The sequence below is a fragment of the Caulobacter sp. 10L414 genome (assembly GCF_056395525.1).
Map to the genome: position 1 here is coordinate 81716 of NZ_JBFTJR010000001.1, position 18721 is coordinate 100436.

The following is an 18721-nucleotide window of genomic DNA, read 5'->3' on the forward strand; positions in this document are numbered from 1 at the left end:
GCGTGCGTAGCGGTCTACGCGGCCAGGGCGTCCAAAGCCTGCCGCCGTTCTCGAAACGGGGGAAGCAAACCGTGTATCCAAGCGACATTCGCCCGCTGACGTCGTTGCGCATCTGCGCGGCGCTGTGGGTTCTGGTCTACCACTTCCGGAACCATCTCGACCTTGGGCTCGGGCACACAGGCCTGGTGGCCAAGGGTTATCTGGGGGTGGATCTGTTTTTCATCCTGTCGGGCTTCATCCTCAGCCACGTCTACACCCGTGCTGTGGAGCACCGGCGCTTCAATTATCGTTCGTTCCTGTGGGCGCGTCTCGCGCGCGTCTATCCGGTTCACTTGGTGACCTTGGGCGCGACGATCCTCATCTGGCTGGCGGCGCTGAGGTTGGGCGCGCGGTTCGATCCGGTGGCTTTTGATCCAAGGGTCATCCCTCAGCATCTGCTGCTGATCCACGCCTGGGGGACGACGCCCACCGTGCAGTGGAACTTTCCCTCATGGTCGATCTCGGCTGAGTGGTTCGCCTATCTGTTCTTTCCGCTGGCGGCGGCGGTGTCGATCCGGCTGCGGCGTCGTCCGCTGGTGCTGGTCGGACTGAGTTTTGTGGTGTTCGGGGCTCTGTTCTTGGCCACGCAGGCCAGGGGTTTGCTGCTCACGGACATGACCGCCCAAGGGGGGCTCGCGCGGATCGTGCCGGCATTCCTGATGGGGGCGGCGCTGCATCGGCTGGGTCTTTCGACCCATATCGCGCGGCGCTGGGCGATGACCGGGGCGCTGGCGGCGACGGGCTGGATCGTGGCGGTGGCGAGCTTGAGGCTCAGCGATCTGGTGATTTGGCCAGCTCTGGCGGCCTTGATCTTTTTCCTGGCCGAGGCCGCCAAGGGATCGGTTCAGGGCGTGATGTCGGCCCGGCCGCTCGTCTATCTGGGCGAGGTTTCCTATGCGGTCTACATGACGCACTTGCCGATCGACATCGCCTATTTTCACTTGCTGGACCGTCTCACGCCCGGCTTGACCGGGGGCAGGGCCTGGCTGGCCTGGATCGGGGTGTTTGGCGTGTGTCTGGTCGTGTCGATGGCTGTGTATCATCTGGTGGAGCGACCTGCCCGGGACTGGCTGCGGGCCCGGGACCCGTTCGCGCGGCGTCCGGTCGGCGAGGCCGACGCCGAGCCCGTCATTTGACGACGGGCTCGGCGAGCCGTCATGGGCCCGTGATCGGGCTCATGCGGCCAAGCCAGGCGACGGCGGCCAGGACGGCGATGGCCGCGCCGGCCTCCAGGATCAGGCTGCTGCGCAGGGCCGCGATGGCCGCTGCGGTGCGCGTCGGATCGTCTTTTGCCGCCTTGAGCGCAGGGGTCAGGTGGAGGCGGTTGGCGCCGGCCAGGCCGAGCATGGCGATGAAAAGGCCAAGCTTCAGCAGCAGAAGTTTGCCGTAAGGCGTGGTTACGAGTTCCGGCAGGCCCGCCGGGCCGACGAGGAACCAGCTATTGACCAGCCCGGTCCCGATCAGCAGCGCGACAATGACCGATCCAAGACCCGCAAAGCCCTCCAGGGCGTTGTGAAACGCCTGGGTGTTTTCGGGCGAGCGGCGCCGTTCAAACGCCATGCGGGCGAAGATCGCCAGGGCGCCGATCCAGGCCGCCGCGGCGACGAGGTGAACGATATCGGCAATGAGATGCAGCATCGCCCCCGGGCCTTCGCTAGCTGCGCCATGGCCCATCCAGGCGAAGCTGGCCGTGGCGATGAGACCAAGCGCCAGGGCCGCGGCAAAGCCGGCTCGGGAGGGCATGAACAAGAGGGCGACGGCGGCAAGCAGCGCCGACAGGGCGCGAATGACCGAGGCTGGACCCATGTCCATGCTGGTGAGGACGGCTTTGACGGTCTCAGGCTCGAAGACCGTAGCCAGGGATCCGGCGACTATGGCGGTTTGGGCTATGAGCCCGGCCACGGACAGTAGCGCCAGCGCGGCGCCCGATTGGATCAGCAGGGTTCGCGGCCATCCGAGCGCCGAGGCGCTCACGGGGCCATGGGCGGGAAGGGAGCGGAGCGCAAAAAGCGCTCCGCCGGTGAGGACGAATGCGGCCGCGAACTGGGCGAGCCGTAGAACGTCGACAATCGGTTCCATCGTTACTTCACGGTGAAGTTGAAGAAACCTTCCATACGGTGCCCATCACCCGAGGCGGCCGCGTGCCAGCTGACCTTGTAGACGCCCGGCGAGAGCTTGCCGGCGGGGACGCCGGTGACCGTTTTCTTGTCGGCCGCCACGGTGGTTTTGACCTTCACGGCGCCGCCGCTGGCCTTGGCCAGTTCGAACGAGGTGAAGGCCGGCACCAGGGTTTCGTTGAAGGTCAGGATGATGGTGCTGGGGGCGGCGATGGTGGCGTCGGCCGCCGGATTGGACGTCACCAGCTTGGCGTGGGCGCTGGCTTGGCCGGCGATGAGGGTCATCGCCGCGGCGGCGATCAGCGAGGTGTAGCGCAGGGACATAAGAGGGATCCTCTGGGAGGTTGGCTTGCGTGAATCTCTACGCAGGCCAGCTTGATCTCCCTCAAGTTTCCATCGCGTCCCCGGCCGATGCCGAAGCCTGATCGGGTACGGGCGCAGGCGCCTGGCCTTAGCCCGGCCGTTGACCGATCACAGCGCCGTGGCTCCGGCGACGATGGTGTTTCCCGCCGCGATCTGGGGCAGGGCGATGGCCCTCAGGGATGAGCCGAGTTTGGGGTGAAGCGTGCGACCAGATCAAAAGCGTCGCCTGGAAAGAGCAGGCTGACATGGGTCACGCCCGCGCCCGAGCGCCAGGTGCGGCGATCCAGGCGCAAGCAGGCGCTCGTCGAATCCTGGTGCAGCGCCTGGGCTACGGCTCTGGTCGGCGCCACCGCGCTGATGCGGTGCTCGGCCTCCGTCCATGGGACCGTTCGCAGCAGCCAGGTGCCTGGGGGCATGACGGCAAACTCCACGCCTTGCGCTTCGGGCACGGCGTCCAGGCTGATCAGCCGCTCTTCCAGGGCGAACGGACGATCATTGGCCTTGTGCAGGCAGCGAAGCAGCAGGACCTCGCAGGTCTCGGGAAGGTCGAATTCGAGAGCCTCCCGCCGCGTGACGGGCCGAATGCGGCGGCTAAGCAGGATGTACGCGTAGACCTGTCCGCGAGCGCGCACCTCGGCCTGGATGTCGGGAATATCCAGGACGGCGGAATGGATCCTGGGTCTGGAGACGAAGGTGCCCATGCGACGCCTGCGGACGATCAGGCCGCTGTCGACGAGCTTGGACAGGGCCTTGCTGACCGTCATCCGCGAGCAGTCGAACCGGCGCATGAGTTCGTGCTCGGCCGGTATGCGGTGCCCTGGCGGCCAGGCGCCCGAGAGGATCTTCTCGGCGATATCGGCCTTGATGCGCCCGTGAAGGCTTTCGGCCGAGGCGGACAAGGAAGCGGGCGGAGCGGGCATCAGCGACCTCGCAGCTTGTCGATGGGGTCCAGGACATAGGCGAAATCCTGCCGGCGGAAGCTGCGGAACAGCAGGATGAAACCGCTCAGGGCCAGCCAGAGACACCCGGTGGCGACGGTGATGATCAAGKGGTGATTGAAGCTGGCGCCCGTGGGGTAGTCCATGATGTGGATCATCCAAAAGAGGTTCCAGGTTCGGGTGGTGTCGTTGACCCGGTGATGGATCGATCCCGTGCGCGGATCGACAAAGAGCGCGGTATGCTCAAGGTCATCAAATCCGACCCGCCAGACCGGCAGCGGCACGCCGCGGACTTCGCCGCTGGGCTTTTCGACGATCTGGATGGAAGTCGGGACGCCAACGCCGGCATAGCTGCCTTGCGCCAGGGCTTTTGCGCGCGGGGCGTCGATGGTGACGGGGGCGCCGGTGGTCGCATCAAACAGGCGCAGATCGATCGGCGTTTCGATCTCGTAGACATACTGTTCGCCCAGCGGGCGAAGCCGGGCGCGCAGGATGGGCGCCTCGAGGGTTTGGGCCAGGGATGCGAGCGCGATGGGCGTGTGGGGACGCGCCAGCGAAGGCGGCGCGCGCTCACTGCTCTCGGCCGCGACTTTCTTGGCGTCGAGCATGGCCATCATCGCCCCGCTTATGGACCAGAGCAGAAATTGCAGTCCAAGGATCAGGCCGAACCATTTGTGCAGGGTGCGGATCAGAAACACAGGTCACCCCTTAGGCGAGTTTGCGCACACGGCGCTTGCGACGGAAGCTGAAGATCAGGAGCCAGGCTCCCGTGAGCGAGGTGGCCACCGCCATCCAGGCTGCGGTGCGCAGGAGCAGGTTGTTGACGTCGACCCGTGCCTCGTAGTCCATGATGTGGAACATCCACACGAAGTCGAAGGCGCGCCAAAGATCGTGGCGTTTGGCCACCAGCTCTCCGGTCTGGGGAGAGATGTAGAGCGTCGGGCGCCAGCGCCCGGCGAACTCGATCCGCCAGATGGGCGCGGGGCGGCCTTTGATCTCGCTAGGAATGACGCTGAGCAGATCGGATTTTACGATTGAACCCGCGCCGGCGTAATGCGCCCGGGCGCGTGCCTCGGCGGCCGCGCGATCCAGCGGCGACAGCGGGCGGCCTGAACGCGCATCGACGAGTGTGCGCTGCTTGCCTTCGCCGACGACAAAGACCGGCGCGCCAAGCTGAGTATCGAGCTTGATCGTGCTGGCCGCCGGGTAGCGACTCAATATCTCGCTTGGATCGCGCACGCTGGATGGATCGATCGGCGTCACGGGGGCGGGGCGCACTAGGGCGTCGCCGTGGATGATGTCGATGTGGACGGCGGTCATGTAGAGGCCGCTCAGCATCCAGAAGAGCGCTTGAACGCCAATGATCAGCGCGAGCCATTTGTGGGTTTTGCGGGCCAGGGCTGGCCAGCGGATCGCCGGTTTCTTTTTGTTGGCCATGATCGAATGTGGTCGGCCAAGCTAGGCTTGGCCGACGGTCCCCTTTGATTAGTCGAAATGATAGGTGAGCTTGAGGTAACCGCGACGACCCAGCAGGTCGTAGGTCATGGTGTCGGTGTTGCCGTCGGTCCAGCTCTTGATGAAGGGCGCTTTCTTGTCGAAGAGGTTGTCGACCCCGACCGTCAGGCCCGCGCGGGTTCCGAGGCGATAGGCGAACTGAGCGTTGTGGTAGAAGACATTGGGCGAGCGGTAGCCGATGTCGGTGGGCGCGGCGTTGAAGTCGGTGGCCTTGCCGATCAGCTGCACCGAATAGTTGGCCGACCAGCGCGGGCTTTGCAGCGAGGCGTTGAGGCTGGATCGCCAGTGAGGATAGCCGCCGTTGCCGCCGCCGATATGGCCGTCGAAGACGATCGGGGTGGCGCCTTGGAACGGCGTGATCACGTACTTGTCCAGATAGGTGGTGTTCCAGTCGATGCTGGCGTCCAGGCCCCGGACGTCGAAATCGTATCGGACGCCGATGTCGACGCCACGCATCTGCTCGCGCCCGGCGTTGGAGGGCTGCGAAGACAGGAAGTTGATCTCGCCCGTCAGGGTGCTGCGGGTGAAGTTGGCCGGGCCGCAGAACGGGTGGCTCAGATTGACCGAGGCATAGCAGACCGCCAGCTTCGTCGAGCCCGGGATCGAGCGGATGGCGTCCGAGATCTTGATGTCGAAATAGTCGACCGTGACCGACAGTTTGGGGATGAAGGCCGGTTGCAGGACCGCGCCGACCGTCAGGGTCTTGGCGCTTTCCGGCTGCAGGGCGCTGTTGCCGCCGACGGTGGTCAGCACGGTGTTGCCGAGCTGAACATAGTTGGCCGGCACGCCGCTGGCCCGGCAGTTGGCCACCAGGGTGGCGTTGGTGCTGCTACCATAGCGGCTGCAGGGATCGGTGGTGGTCAAGTTGCCTTCGGCGACCCCGCCGAACAGCTCCGGGACGCTAGGGATCCGGAAGCCGGTTCCATAGGTCGCCCGAAGCCGCAGGCCCTCCACGACGCCCCAATTGACCCCGACCTTGTAGGTCTCGTTCGAGCCGAAGAGGTCATAGTCGGAGTAGCGCACGGCGCCGTTGAGTTCGAGCGTCCGGACCATGGGTAGGTCGGCCAGCAACGGCGCTGACAGCTCGACATAGGCTTCCTTGGTCGACACCTGGCCGGAGATCGGGTCTTGCTGGTTGGTGTTGGCGATGCCCAGCACGGTCAGGGCGTCGGGGTCGCGCCAACCCTTTTCCTCGCGATAGACCACGCCGGCGGCGACGCTCAGCTTGCCGGCCGGAAGCGTCAGCAGCGAGCCGGAGACATCGGCCGTGATGCTGCGTTGCTCGTTGCCGCCGGTGTCGCGCGAGTTGAAGAGGATGTATTTCAGAGCCGCTGGCGTCAGATCTCCCGCGCCAAGATAGTCGGCGCAGGGAATTGCCGCGCCCGGCGTGGTGCTGCAGATCGCCGGATTGATCGAGTTGGCCACCCGTTCGAGATTGGCGATATTGGTCATGCCGTCGACGCCGGTCGTCCGACCCCAGTTGGCGGCGGCTTCCCAGCTCCAGTCGCCGCCCAGTTCGCCGCGGGCGCCGCCCACGAAGCGGTAGGTGTCGACGCTTTGGGAGAAGATCCGCGGGCCAGGTTCGGCCAGGCGCCGCTGCACGAGCGTGATGTTCTGCCCGGTCGGGTTGGTCGGGTTGGTCGCCGAGATCGCCAGGTTGCGCAGGGTGCCGGGCGAGGCGATCTGATGGCTTTGGCGATGGGTGAAGAACGCCTCGCCAAACAGCGTCACCTTGTCGTTCAGCTTGTAGTCGGTCAGCAGCGCTGTGCTGAAGCGTTCAATGGGGCTGACGGCGTTGAGGAAGGGATTGGAATTGAAGTTGTGCTTGGCGGCGCTGTAGGGCTCGTAGAAATTGCCGTTGCCGCCGGGCGTCTGGTTGAAATTGATCTGCTGGCCGTTGGGCAGGACCGCGCGTCCACCAATCGTGGAGGCTGATGACACGCAGGTCAGCGCCCCGCCGACCTCACCCAGACCGCAGGGCGCGCGACTGGCCAGGTTGACCGCTTCGGTCTTCTGCCAGGTGATCGCGGCGGTGACCGAGCCGCGGTCGCTGTGCATGCCCCACAGCGCGTCCAGAGCGTATTCGTCGCCGTCGCCTTCGTCGGTGACGCCGTACTTGCCGGTCAGGGTGAGGCCTTCGACGTTCGTGCGCGTGACGATGTTGACGACCCCGGCGACCGCATCGGCGCCGTAGATGGCCGAGGCCCCGTCTTTCAGAACGTCGATGCGGCCGATGATCGCCGTCGGGATCATGTTCAGGTCGGGCGCGCTATTGGCGCCTGTGCCGCCGTTGACCACGCGACGGCCGTTGATCAGGGTCAAGGTGCGATTGATGCCCAGGCCCCGAAGATTGACCTGCGCGGTGCCGTAGCCGTTGCCCGTCCAGTAGGCGTTGGTTTGGTTGCCCGCGTTGCCGGCCGAGGCCGGCAGGCGCTGTAGGAGCGCTTCGACGTTGTTGACGCCGGAGCGCTCGACCTGCTCCTGCGAAATCACCGTTGCTGGCCCGACGCCGCTGATGTCCTGGCGTTTGATCCGGGTTCCGGTGACGACGACTTCTTCGACGTTGCTGGCCTCCTGAGCTTGCGCCGCCCATCCGCTGAACGACGCCGTAGCCATGGCGCCAGCCAGCAGCGCCCGCTTGAAATGCCAGTTCATCGACTGATCCCCCTCGTGTTTCCGATCCCGCCCAACGGTGGCGGCACGGAAACATGCTCGGGATCGAGCCCTCATCGCGTCAAGCTATGTATATACATAATGGGGAAAATTCGAGGGCATAATATTCCCGAAATTCAGCGTTTCTCGGGAAGGGTTGGTGTTTTTTCCGGGATTACGCTGAAAAATTCACAACATTTCAGATTATATCTATCGCCTGATGGTTATTTTTCCAGCGTCGAATTATTCGAGTGGATGGTTTGTATCGGCTTACAATTTTGATTCCGTTTGATCAGATTTTGTGCGCGCATTATCGCGAAAATATGTGAATTAAATCTCATCAATCATGGCGCGAATGTCGATTAGATTCGAGTTTATTCGCAAACAATGTCAGACATTGTTTTGACATGACTATTCATGCGCCGAAATATTCGTCGCTATACACAATTATTATTACGAGAGAGCCGGGTTGCGGACGGATCAGGTCCGTCGCACCCGTTTCTCAGTAGAGGGATACGCAGCGCTTGGGCCGCCCCCTCAAAAAATGATGTGAGCGCCTAGAGACGGACCGCTCGAAGTCGCAGCGCGTTTCCAACCACGCTGACCGAAGACAGCGCCATGGCCGCGGCGGCGATCGCCGGCGACAGAAGCCAGCCAAAGACCGGATAGAGCAAACCGGCCGCGACCGGCACGCCCGCGACGTTGTAGGCGAAGGCGAAGAACAGGTTTTGGCGGATGTTGCCCATCACCGCGCGCGACAGGTGGCGGGCCTTTACCAGTCCCTCAAGATCGCCGTGCAGCAAGGTGACGCCGGCGCTCTCGATGGCCACGTCCGAGCCAGCGCCCATCGCCACGCCGACCTCCGCCGCCGCCAAGGCAGGGGCGTCGTTGACCCCATCGCCGGCCATGGCGACCTTGCGGCCTTCGGCGCGCAGCTTGTTGACGACAGCGGCCTTCTCCTCAGGCAGCACGTCGGCTTCGACCTCGTCGATTCCCAGGCTCTTGGCGACGGCCTGGGCGGTCGTACGGTTGTCGCCAGTCAGCATGACGATCCGCAAGCCTTGGGCCTTGAGGGCGGCGACGGCGCTCTGAGTGGTCGGCTTGATCGGATCGGCGATCGCCAGCACGGCTGCGGCCGCGCCATCGATGGCGACGAAGATCGCGGTGGCGCCGTCGCGTCGCAAAGCGTCGGCCTGAGCGGTCAGGGCTTCAGTGGAGATGCCTTGCTCGTCGAGGAACCGCGAGGAGCCGATGGCCATGGGGCGGCCGTCGATCTTGCCCAGGACGCCCTTGCCAACGGGAGAGTCGAAATCCTCGGGTTGCTGGAGCGGCAGGTCGCGTTGAGCCGCTGCCCGAACAATAGCGTCGGCGAGGGGGTGTTCGCTGGCGCGCTCGAGGCTGGCGGCCAGTTGCAGGATCTCATCTTCAGTGAAGCCGGGCAGGGGGCGAACCTGCGTCACCGCCGGACGACCTTCGGTCAGGGTGCCGGTCTTATCGATCACCAGGGTGTCGATTTTCTCGAAGCGTTCGAGCGCCTCGGCATTCTTGATAAGCACGCCTGCGCTGGCTCCGCGCCCCACCCCGACCATGATGGAGAGGGGCGTGGCCAGTCCCAGGGCGCATGGACAGGCGATGATCAGCACCGACACGGCGGAGACCAAGGCGAAGGCCATGCTCGGGGGCGGTCCGAAGATCGCCCAGGCCACGAAGGCGACCAAAGCCACCAAGATCACCGCAGGCACGAACCAGCCAGACACGCGATCGGCCATCCGCTGGATCGGCGCGCGGCTACGCTGGGCTTCGGCGACCATGGAGACGATTTGAGCCAGCAGGGTGTCGGATCCGACCTTGTCGGCGACCATCACGAACGAGCCGGTCTTGTTTTGCGATCCGCCGATGACCTTGTCGCCCTGGGCTTTGTGGACGGGCATGGACTCGCCGGTGACCAGGGCTTCGTCGACGGAAGCCTCGCCGGTCTCGACATGGCCATCGACGGGGATCTTTTCGCCGGGGCGGACACGCAACTGGTGACCGACTTCGATGTCCTCGACCTTGACCTCGATATCGTCTTCGCCGACCACGCGGCGGGCGGTTTTGGGGGAAAGGTTGAGCAGCGCTTTGATGGCCCCGGAAGTGTTCTCGCGCGCTCGCAGCTCCATCACCTGTCCCAACAGAACCAGGACGGTGATCACCGCAGCGGCTTCAAAATAGATCGGAGCCGAGCCGTCGGAGCGGCGGAAGGCTGCAGGAAAGAGGCCGGGCGCCAGGGTGGCCACCACGCTGTAGGCCCAGGCCACGCCGATCCCCATGGCGATCAGGGTGAACATGTTGAGCTGGCGGGTGATGAGCGAGCGCGCGCCGCGCTCGAAGAACGGCCAGCCGCACCCCAGGACGACCGGTGTCGCCAGCGCTAGTTGGATCCAGTTGGACAGATGGGGGGAGAGGTTTAGGGCCATCAAACCCACGTGGCCGCCCATCTCCAGCGCAAACACCGGTGCGGCCAGCGCCAAGCCGATCCAGAAACGGATGGTCATGCTGCGCAGTTCGGGGTTGGGACCGTTCTCGGCGCTCGCCGTCACCGGTTCCAGGCCCATGCCGCAAATCGGGCAATTGCCAGGCCCGACCTGGCGGATTTGGGGGTGCATCGGGCAGGTGTAGATCGCGCCGGCTGGGGCGGGTTTGGCGGCGGTCTCGGGGTTGGGTTCCGCGCGAAGCGAACCGGCATAGCGGGCAGGCTCGACGTCGAACTTGCGCGCGCAGCCGGTCGAGCAGAAGTGATAGGTCTGGCCTTCAAACGCTCGGTGTTCGGCCGCGGTTTGCGGGTCGACCTCCATCCCGCAGACCGGATCCTTGACTGCCTGGGCCGAGGTCTCGTGAGGGTGTTCGTGGTGGGGGTGTGAACCGCTCATCCATACGCTCCAATGCCTAGGCCTTCTGATACGATACGCGGCGATCAGGCGATCCCCTCATGGCGGGTGAATATTTCTCAAGCTTGGCCGAAGTTGACAGGCAGGCTGACGTATCCCGCCGCCAGGGAAGGATTGGGCCCGGCGATGATTGGCCTTGGCTTTGTGAGCGGCAAGATCAGACACCTGAGCCTAGGAGGCGGGGCGGGGTCTCGTTGCCGGAAGGCTTGGCTCGGCCGCCACGCCGACGCAGCAGCAAGTAGCCGGCCGGGATCACGAACATCGACAGCAGCGGCGCGGTCAGCATGYCACCGATCATCGGAGCGGCGATGCGGCTCATGACCTCCGAGCCCGCGCCATGGCCCCAGAGGATCGGCGCCAGGCCCGCCAGGATCACCGCCACGGTCATGGCCTTGGGCCGCACGCGCAGCAGGGCGCCTTCGCGTACCGCTGCTGCGACCTGGTCTGGCGTCGGGTTGGGCCCCAGGGCGTCCATGGCGTGCTTGAGGTAGATCAGCATCACCACTCCGAACTCGGCCGAAACCCCGGCCAGGGCGATGAACCCAACGCCGGTGGCCACCGACTGGTGGAAGCCCGCCAGGTACAGCGTCCAGATCCCGCCGGTCAGGGCGAAGGGCAGGGTGGCCATGATCAGTCCCGCCTCGTCGAAGCGGCGGAAGATCACGTACAGCAGCACGAAGATGATCAGCAGGGTGGCCGGGACGACGATCTTCAGCCGGTCGGCGGCGCGTTGCAGATATTCGAACTGACCCGAATAGGAGAGGCTGACGCCGGGCGACAGCCGCACCTTCCGGTCGACCGCTTGTCGCAGGTCGGCGACGACCGAGGCCAGATCGCGATCCCGAACGTCGACATAGACCCAGGTCGTCGGCCGGCCGTTCTCGCTCTTGAGCATCGGCGGGCCGTCGGCAATCCGGACATCCGCCACGCTGCCCAGGGTGATCTGCGCGCCGCTCGGGGTGAGGATTGGCAGAGCGCGCAGGCCTTCCAGGCTGCCCCGCAGTTCGCGTGGATAGCGGACGCTGATCGGATAGCGGGCCAGGCCCTCGACCGTCTGGCCGATGGTCTCGCCGCCGATCGCGCCCGAGACGATCGATTGCACATCGTCGATGTTCAGCCCGAACCGCGCGGCGGCCGCCCGGTCGATGCGGACATCGACATAGCGTCCGCCGGTCAGGCGCTCGGCCAGAGCCGAGCTGACGCCGGGCACGTCCTTGGCGACATGCTCGACCTCCTGGGCGATCCGATCGAGTTCGGCGAGGCTGGCTCCGGACACCTTGACCCCGATCGGGCTCTTGATGCCGGTGGCCAGCATGTCGATGCGGTTGCGGATCGGCGGGACCCAGACATTGGTGAGACCCGGGACGCGCACCCGCTGGTCCAGCTCGGCGACCAGCTTGTCAGGCGTCATGCCCGGCCGCCACTGGTCGCGCGGCTTGAAGCGGATGGTGGTCTCGAACATCTCCAGCGGCGCGGGGTCGGTGGCGCTTTCGGCCCGTCCGGCCTTGCCGAACACGCTCTCGACTTCCGGCACGGTCTTGATCATCCGGTCGGTCTGCTGGAGCAGTTCGCCGGCCTTGGCCGCCGACAGGCCCGGCAGGGCCGAAGGCATGTAGAGCAGGTCGCCTTCGTCCATGTTGGGCATGAACTCGGCTCCCAGATGGGCCAGCGGCCAGGCCGTGGTGGTGAAGGCCAGCAGGGCGACGACCAGCGTGGTCCTGGGACGGCGCATCACCCGGTCCAGCAGCGGGCGATAGGCCGCCGTCAGCGCGCGATTGATCGGATTGGCCGTCTMGTCGGGGATCTTGCCGCGGATCAGATAGCCCATGAGGATCGGGATCAGGGTCACCGACAGGATCGCCGCCGCCGCCATGGCGTAGGTCTTGGTGAAAGCCAGCGGGCGGAAGAGGCGGCCTTCCTGGGCCTGCAGGGTGAAGACCGGGATGAACGACAGGGTGATGATCAGGAGGCTGAAGAACAGCGCCGGCCCCACCTCGGCGGCGGCCTCGGTGATCACTTTCCAGCGTGTCTCGCCGTCCAGCGGCTGGTCGGGGTGTTCGTGCGCCCAGCGCTCCAGCTTCTTGTGGGCGTTCTCGATCATCACCACGGCCGCATCGACCATGGCCCCGATGGCGATGGCGATGCCGCCCAGCGACATGATGTTGGCGTCCACGCCCTGGCTCTTCATCACCAGGAAGGCGGCCAGAACCCCCAGCGGCAGGGAGAGGATCGCCACCAGGGCCGAGCGCAGATGGCCCAGGAAGAGGGCGCAGACCAGGGCCACGACCAGGAACTCCTCCAGGAGCTTGCCGGTCAGGTTGTGGACGGCGCGGTCGATCAGGGCCGATCGGTCATAGGTGGTGACGACCTCGACGCCGGGCGGCAGGCTCTTCTTCAGTTCGGCCAGCTTGGCCTTCACCGCCGCGATCGTGGTGCGGGCGTTTTCGCCCGAGCGCAGGATCACGACGCCGCCAGCGACCTCGCCCTGGCCGTTCAGTTCGGCCACGCCCCGCCGCATCTCCGGGCCGACCTGGATGGTGGCCACGTCGCCCAGGCGCACCGGCACGCCGCCGGCCGCGGTCTTCAGCGGCACAGCCTGGAAGTCCTCGAGGGTCTTCAGATAGCCGGTGGCGCGGACCATGTACTCGGCTTCGCCCAGCTCCAGCACCGAGCCGCCGGCCTCGGCGTTGGCGCCTTTCAGCGCGGCGATGACCGCCTGGTGGGTGACGCCGTAGCTGGCCAGCTTCTGCGGATCGAGCACGACCTGGTACTGGCGGACCATGCCGCCGATCGCCGAGACCTCGGCCACGCCCGGCAGGGTCTTGAGCTCATAGCGCAGGAACCAGTCCTGCAGGGAGCGAAGCTGGCTCAGGTCATGGCCGCCGGTGCGGTCGACCAGGGCGTATTCGTAGACCCAGCCGACCCCGGTGGCGTCCGGGCCCAGCGCCGGCCGCGCGCTTTCAGGCAGGCGCGACTGGACCTGGTTGAGATATTCCAGCACCCGCGAGCGGGCCCAATAGAGGTCGGTCTTGTCGTCGAAGATCACGTAGACGAAGCTGTCGCCGAAGAACGAATAGCCGCGCACGGTCTTGGCGCCGGGCACCGACAGCATGGTGGTGGCCAGGGGATAGGTGACCTGGTTTTCGACCAGTTGCGGGGCCTGGCCCGGATAGCTGGTGCGGATGATCACCTGGGTGTCGGAAAGATCAGGCAGGGCGTCGATCGCGGTCGAGCGGACGGCCAGACCGCCCGCGACGATCAGGGCCAAAGCGCCCAGCAGCACGAAGAAGCGGTTGGCGACCGACCAGCGGATCAGGGCGGCGATCATTGCGCGCCTCCGGTCTTGGCGATGCGCCGCACCGTTGCTCCGGCGGGCGGCTGGTCGAAGCCGAAGCTGACCTGGTCGCCGACCTTCAGGCCCTTGAGCAGCATCGGGTCGGCGCGGAAGGCCATGGTCATGGGCGGCCAGCCAAGCGCCGGCACCGGACCATGCGAGAGGGTGACGCTGCTCTGGCCGATCTGCTCGACGCGACCGGTCGCTTCGAACAAGGCGGGCTTGGCCGGCGCCATGGACCTGGCGGGTGTCATGGGCTTGGCCATGGTCATCATGTCCGACGGCATGGGCGGACTGGGCGGCGGCAGCGGGCGGACCTGCAGACCCGCCAGGCTGGCCTCGGAGTCGACCAGGAACTGGCCCGAGGCGACGACCTTCTGGCCAGGCGACAGGCCCTGCAGGATCTCGGTCTGGCCGCCGGCTTCGCGGCCGGTTCGGACCTCCACCGCCTGGAAGCGGCCGCCCTCCACGGCGAGCATCACCACGTTGCGCGCGCCGGTGCGGATCACCGCCTCGGACGGAACCAGCAGGGCGGCTTGCCTACCGCCGTCGAAGGCGACGGTGGCGAACATGCCAGGCTTCAGGCGGCCGTCGCGGTTGGGCAGCTCGACCCGTGCCTGCAGGGTGCGGCTGTCGCCCTGGACCTGCGGAAGAACGGCCTGGACCGTCCCGCGCAAGGTTTCGCCCGGATAGGCCGCCAGGGTCACGCTCACGCTCTGGCCTTGACGCAGCTGGCCGCCTTGCGCCTCGGGCACGGCGGCGGTGATCCAGACCTTGGAGAGGCCGTTGATCTCGGCCAGGGTCTGGCCCGTCGCCACGGTCATGCCGGCCCGAACGTCGAGCTTGGAGACGACCCCGCCCAGCGGCGCGGTGATGGTGATCGTGGTGCGCGGCCGGCCGTCGTGATCGAGGCCGGCGACCACGCCGTCGGGCATGCCCAGCAGCCTCAGGCGCTGGCGGGCAGCGGCGGTCAGGGCCGCATCGCCCGTGCGGCGGACGGCCAGGTACTCGGCCTGGGCGCCGCCCCATTCGGGGACCAGCAGGTCGGCCAGCGGCGCGCCGGCGGTGATGACGTCGCCAGGCGCGCGGCCATAGACCCGCTGTACGAACCCGCCGCTGCGGGCTTGGACCACGGCGACATCGCGCTGGTTGAAGTCGACGGTTCCGGTGGCCGTTAGCCCTCCGGTGAGCATGCCTTCCTCCGCGGTGGCCAGGCGCATGCCGAGGTTCTGGGTGGCCGACGGATCGATGCTGACGCCCGGCGCGGGGCCGGTCGCAGTGACCTCGTCGGCGTATTTGGCGACCAGCTGCATGTCCATGAACGGCGACTTGCCGGGCTTGTCGAAGTGCTGGGCCGGGACCATCGGGTCGTACCAGTAGAGCACCTTGCGCGCGTCGGCCGGGGCGGCCGTCGAGGCGGGTTTGGCGGTCAGGCGCGCCAGGCCGTAGCCGCCGGCGCCGGCCAGCACGACCAGGGCCGCGGCGCTCCCGAGCAGGACCTTCATCGAGAGAGGCGGGGTCATTGGGCGTCGCTTCCGTAGGTCAGGGTCAGGCGGGCGGCGTCGATGGCGACGGCGGCCTCGCGATCGAGAGCGGTGAGCTGGGCGTCGGCCATGCCGGCAAAGGCGGTCAGCACGTCGGGCAGGCCCGCCGCGCCGGCGCCATAGGCGGCGGTCTCCAGGTCGGCCTTCTGCTTGGCGAGCGGCAGCAAGGTGTCGCGCGCGCGCAGCCATTGCTCATGGTGCATGACGTGATCGGCGAGATCGGCTTCGAGCTGGGCGGCCAGGGCGCGCCGGGCGTCTTCGCGCTGGGCGTCGGCGCGGCCGGCGCTGGCGGCGCGGGCGGCGATCATCGGATCCTGGCGGCTCTTGCCCCAGAGCGGCAGGCTGATGCTGACCCCGGCCGAGACCATGTCGCCAAACATCGGGTCCCGTCTCTGGTAGGCGACGTCCCAGCTCCAGTCGGGACGCTTGTCGGCCTTGGCTAGGTCGACATCGGCCCGGGCCTGGCGCGCTGCGGCGTCCCTGGCCAGCACGGTGGGGTTACGGTCGATCGCCGCCCGAAGGTCGGCGGGGGCGATGTCGAGATCGGGCGCCGGGCCGCTGGCCATGGGATCGGCGTCTCCCGTCCAGCGCGTCAGCATGGCGCGGGCGCGGCCCAGCGCCGAGGCCGCCTCGCTGCGACGATCCTCCAGGGCCGCGCGCATCTGCGCCGCCTCCAGCGCCTGGGCCGGCCTGGACCGACCCGAGGCGACGCCGGACGGCGCGGCGGTCCATAGCGGGGCCAGCTGAGCGATCACGCCGTCCAGCGCGGCCAGCTTGCGCTGCGCGTAGAGCAGGTCGATCCAGGCCAGCGCCGTGGCGATACGGACCTGGCGGGCTTCGACCGCGCCCTCGGCGCCGGCCGCGGCGATGTCGGCCTGGGCGCGGCCGATCCGCGCCTGGCGCTTGGCGGCGCTGGGCATGTCCTGGCTAAAGCCGATCTTGCCCATGGTCATCTCGTCGGACCCGAACCGTCCGGCCATCGGGCCCGAGACCGGAAAGTTGTCGAGACCCAGGGCGAGCTTGGGGTCGGGCAGGGCGCCGGCAGCCTTGGCCGAGGCCCTGGCGGCTTCGACCTGAAGGGCGGCGGCGCGCAGGGCCGGGGCGTTGGCGGCGGCCGCGTCGAGGGCCTGGGCGTAGGTGAGGGGCGCGGCATGGGCCGCGCCGGCGAGCAGGCTCGCGGCCAGGGTGATGGCGATACGCATCGGGGTTCCGATCACGGTGGAAGGTGAGGACGGACGAGGGGCGTGGAGCCCGGCGGGAAATCCCGCCGGGCTCGGGCCGCCTTAGCCGCCGTGAGCGGAGGTTGACGCGGGCGCCTTCATCATCGGGCAGCCGCAGTTCTTCATCGCCATCTCGGTCTTGGCCTCCGGCGCGGCGACCCTGATGTTGTGACGGAAGACGTCCTTGGGGTTCGCCGCCGCGGGCGAGGCGCGATAGGTGAAGCCCGCCTCTTTCGACGGCGAGGCCAGGGCCGGCGAGCCGGCGATGGCGGTCAGGGCGGCCGCGGCGAGGGCGGCGGCCAGGGTCTTGGAGATTTGCATTTTGATCGTCCTGAAAAGGTTCGAAGGGCCGCCAAAGGCGGCGCTCGGATCCCGGACGTGACGAGACGCGGACACGCGAGGGCGCGACCGCGCCGGCACGGCGCGGGCGGGACCTGCGTCAGACGCAGGTCGGGTTCAGGCGATCAGTTTGGGTGGTCGTTCGGCCCGCGGCGGCGCGTGGGCGCGCAGCGGTTGGGAGAGGGCGGCCGTCAGGCGCATTGGTTCGACGGGCTGCAGTTGGATCTGTGAGGTGGGCAAGGCGCTCATCGTTGCGCACATGGCCCAGCAGACCTGAGCGCAGGCCTTGCCATGGTGTGGCGGCTTTTGCTTTTCGTCGCAGCAGTCGTGGCTGGCCTTGGCGGCATCCATCGACTTGACGGCCGGCGCGTCCATGCCGGCCATGGCTTCCGGTCCGGCTTTGGCGCACTCGACCTGCGCAGCCGCGATGCTCATCGGGCTGATCAGCAGGGCCAGGACGGCCAGAAGGGCGAACAGGTGTCGCATCAAGCTCAGTAATTAGGTCGACAGGCCGACCTTGTCGATCCCCGGACGAGCTAGGCTTTGCATCTGGCCGGAATATGGCAGATCGCTAGGCGGGGTTCGAGAGCGCTTCGATCACCCGGCATTCGCCCGCCGACCCGCGACAGCCGGCGTCGGCCATGCGCTTCAGCTCTGTCCTGAGCGCCGTCAGTTGGGCGATCTTGGCGTCGACCGCCACGAGCTGGTCATTGGCCAGGGTGTTGGCCTCGTCGCAGGCCTGGTCGGGATGGTCCGCCAGGTCCAGCAAGGTTCGGATCGCCTCGATCGGAAAGCCCAGCTGCCGGGCGTGCTTGATGAAGGCGAGGCGCCGCACCGCCGCCTCCTCGAACATGCGACGGTCGCTCGCGGTGCGATCTGGGACCGGCAGAAGGCCGATCTGTTCGTAGAAGCGGATGGTGGGGACCTTCACGTCCGCCGCCTTGGCGAGCTTGCCGATGGTGAGCGCCGACATAGAACCTCCGTTCGAGATCACGAGAAATAAGCGCTTGATCCTCTAGTGACTAGAGGATGCAGAACCAGGGCTATGAGCGACTCTTGTTCCAGCAAGCCGGCCGCCTCGGGCTGCGGTTGCGGCGCCGAAGTGAAGTTCGACGGCGCCACCCCGGCCTACCGCCGCGCCCTGATCTGGGTGATCGCGATCAACCTCGTCGGCTTCGTCGTCGTGCTTGTGGGCGGCCTGATCCAGGGCTCGGCCTCCTTGTCGGCCAACGCGCTGGATTTCCTGGCCGACAGCGCCACCTACGCCATCAGCCTGTGGGCCATCGGCAAGTCGGTGGGCATCCGCACCGGGGCGGCGCTCTTCAAGGGCGTCAGCCTTGGCGCGGTCGCGCTGTCTGTGGCCGGCTTTGCCGCCTGGCGGGCCTGGAGCGGCGCGGCGCCGTCCGGCGAAGCGATCTCGGCCCTGGGTCTCTTCGGAGCGCTGGCCAACCTGATCGCCGCGGGCCTGCTGGTTCGCTATCGCGACGGCGACGCCAATGTCCGTTCGGTCTGGCTCTGCACGCGCAACGACCTGATCCAGTGTCTGGCGGTCGCGGCGACGGGCGTCCTCGTCTGGCTGACCGGCTCACGGTGGCCGGACCTGATCGTCGGCGTCCTGCTGGCAGGGGTCTTCCTGAGTTCCGCCTATCAGATCATTCGCCAGGCCCGGGCCGAGCACCGCGCCGAACTGGCGCTCTCCTGACATGCCCAAGCTCTTGCCACACGCGCCGTTT

Annotated in this window: 15 protein-coding genes; 2 read left to right on the forward strand and 13 right to left on the reverse strand. The window is 67.0% G+C overall.

Features of this window, described 5'->3' with window-relative positions; all coding sequences use genetic code 11:
* Nucleotides 1-71: 71 nt before the first annotated feature.
* Entirely contained in the window at nt 72-1175 is a 1104-nt protein-coding gene (locus tag AC1DCG_RS00455; protein ID WP_477036468.1) for an acyltransferase family protein, read from the forward strand.
* 19 nt (nt 1176-1194) lie between these two features.
* Here AC1DCG_RS00455 and copD read toward each other — a convergent pair whose 3' ends face one another.
* The 13 genes from copD to AC1DCG_RS00520 all read right to left on the reverse strand — a co-directional run bounded on the left by copD (nt 1195) and on the right by AC1DCG_RS00520 (nt 17961).
* A complete protein-coding gene (copD, locus tag AC1DCG_RS00460; RefSeq protein ID WP_477027994.1) occupies nt 1195-2118 on the reverse strand; it encodes a copper homeostasis membrane protein CopD in 924 nt (307 codons plus the stop codon).
* A gap of 2 nt (nt 2119-2120) precedes the next feature.
* Nucleotides 2121-2480 (reverse strand): copper homeostasis periplasmic binding protein CopC, encoded by a 360-nt coding sequence (gene copC, locus AC1DCG_RS00465; RefSeq protein WP_101712433.1) that lies wholly within the window; start codon nt 2478-2480, stop codon nt 2121-2123.
* 212 nt (nt 2481-2692) lie between these two features.
* Nucleotides 2693-3439, reverse strand: coding sequence for a histidine utilization repressor (gene hutC / locus AC1DCG_RS00470; RefSeq protein WP_477036469.1), 747 nt, complete (start codon nt 3437-3439; stop codon nt 2693-2695).
* Complete coding sequence (locus AC1DCG_RS00475; RefSeq protein ID WP_477041330.1) at nt 3439-4155, reverse strand: PepSY domain-containing protein; 717 nt, start codon at nt 4153-4155, stop codon at nt 3439-3441. The genes hutC and AC1DCG_RS00475 overlap by 1 nt, the downstream gene beginning before the upstream one ends.
* 10 nt (nt 4156-4165) lie before the next feature.
* Complete coding sequence (locus AC1DCG_RS00480; RefSeq protein WP_101712430.1) at nt 4166-4894, reverse strand: PepSY domain-containing protein; 729 nt, start codon at nt 4892-4894, stop codon at nt 4166-4168.
* Between the two features lie 48 nt (nt 4895-4942).
* Nucleotides 4943-7627: a TonB-dependent receptor gene (locus AC1DCG_RS00485; protein WP_477027996.1), complete on the reverse strand. Its 2685-nt coding sequence runs from the start codon at nt 7625-7627 to the stop codon at nt 4943-4945.
* 554 nt (nt 7628-8181) lie between these two features.
* Nucleotides 8182-10533, reverse strand: coding sequence for a heavy metal translocating P-type ATPase (locus AC1DCG_RS00490; RefSeq protein ID WP_101712428.1), 2352 nt, complete (start codon nt 10531-10533; stop codon nt 8182-8184).
* Between the two features lie 175 nt (nt 10534-10708).
* Nucleotides 10709-13879: an efflux RND transporter permease subunit gene (locus AC1DCG_RS00495; RefSeq protein WP_477041331.1), complete on the reverse strand. Its 3171-nt coding sequence runs from the start codon at nt 13877-13879 to the stop codon at nt 10709-10711.
* Complete coding sequence (locus AC1DCG_RS00500) at nt 13876-15408, reverse strand: efflux RND transporter periplasmic adaptor subunit (RefSeq protein ID WP_101712426.1); 1533 nt, start codon at nt 15406-15408, stop codon at nt 13876-13878. The genes AC1DCG_RS00495 and AC1DCG_RS00500 overlap by 4 nt, the downstream gene beginning before the upstream one ends.
* Nucleotides 15405-16631, reverse strand: a complete 1227-nt coding sequence (locus tag AC1DCG_RS00505; RefSeq protein WP_101712425.1) for a TolC family protein — start codon at nt 16629-16631, stop codon at nt 15405-15407. Before AC1DCG_RS00505 ends, AC1DCG_RS00500 begins: the two co-directional genes overlap by 4 nt.
* Nucleotides 16632-16712: 81 nt before the next feature.
* Nucleotides 16713-16970 (reverse strand): hypothetical protein, encoded by a 258-nt coding sequence (locus AC1DCG_RS00510; protein ID WP_101712424.1) that lies wholly within the window; start codon nt 16968-16970, stop codon nt 16713-16715.
* Nucleotides 16971-17105: 135 nt separating this feature from the next.
* Entirely contained in the window at nt 17106-17474 is a 369-nt protein-coding gene (locus AC1DCG_RS00515) for a hypothetical protein (RefSeq protein WP_101712423.1), read from the reverse strand.
* Nucleotides 17475-17559: 85 nt separating this feature from the next.
* Entirely contained in the window at nt 17560-17961 is a 402-nt protein-coding gene (locus AC1DCG_RS00520; protein WP_101712422.1) for a MerR family transcriptional regulator, read from the reverse strand.
* A 72-nt stretch (nt 17962-18033) separates the two neighbouring features.
* Here AC1DCG_RS00520 and AC1DCG_RS00525 point away from each other — a divergent pair, with 72 nt between their 5' ends.
* The gene (locus AC1DCG_RS00525; RefSeq protein WP_477028000.1) at nt 18034-18690 is read left to right on the forward strand and encodes a cation efflux transmembrane domain-containing protein; all 657 of its coding nucleotides are present in this window, start codon (nt 18034-18036) and stop codon (nt 18688-18690) included.
* Nucleotides 18691-18721: the final 31 nt, after the last annotated feature.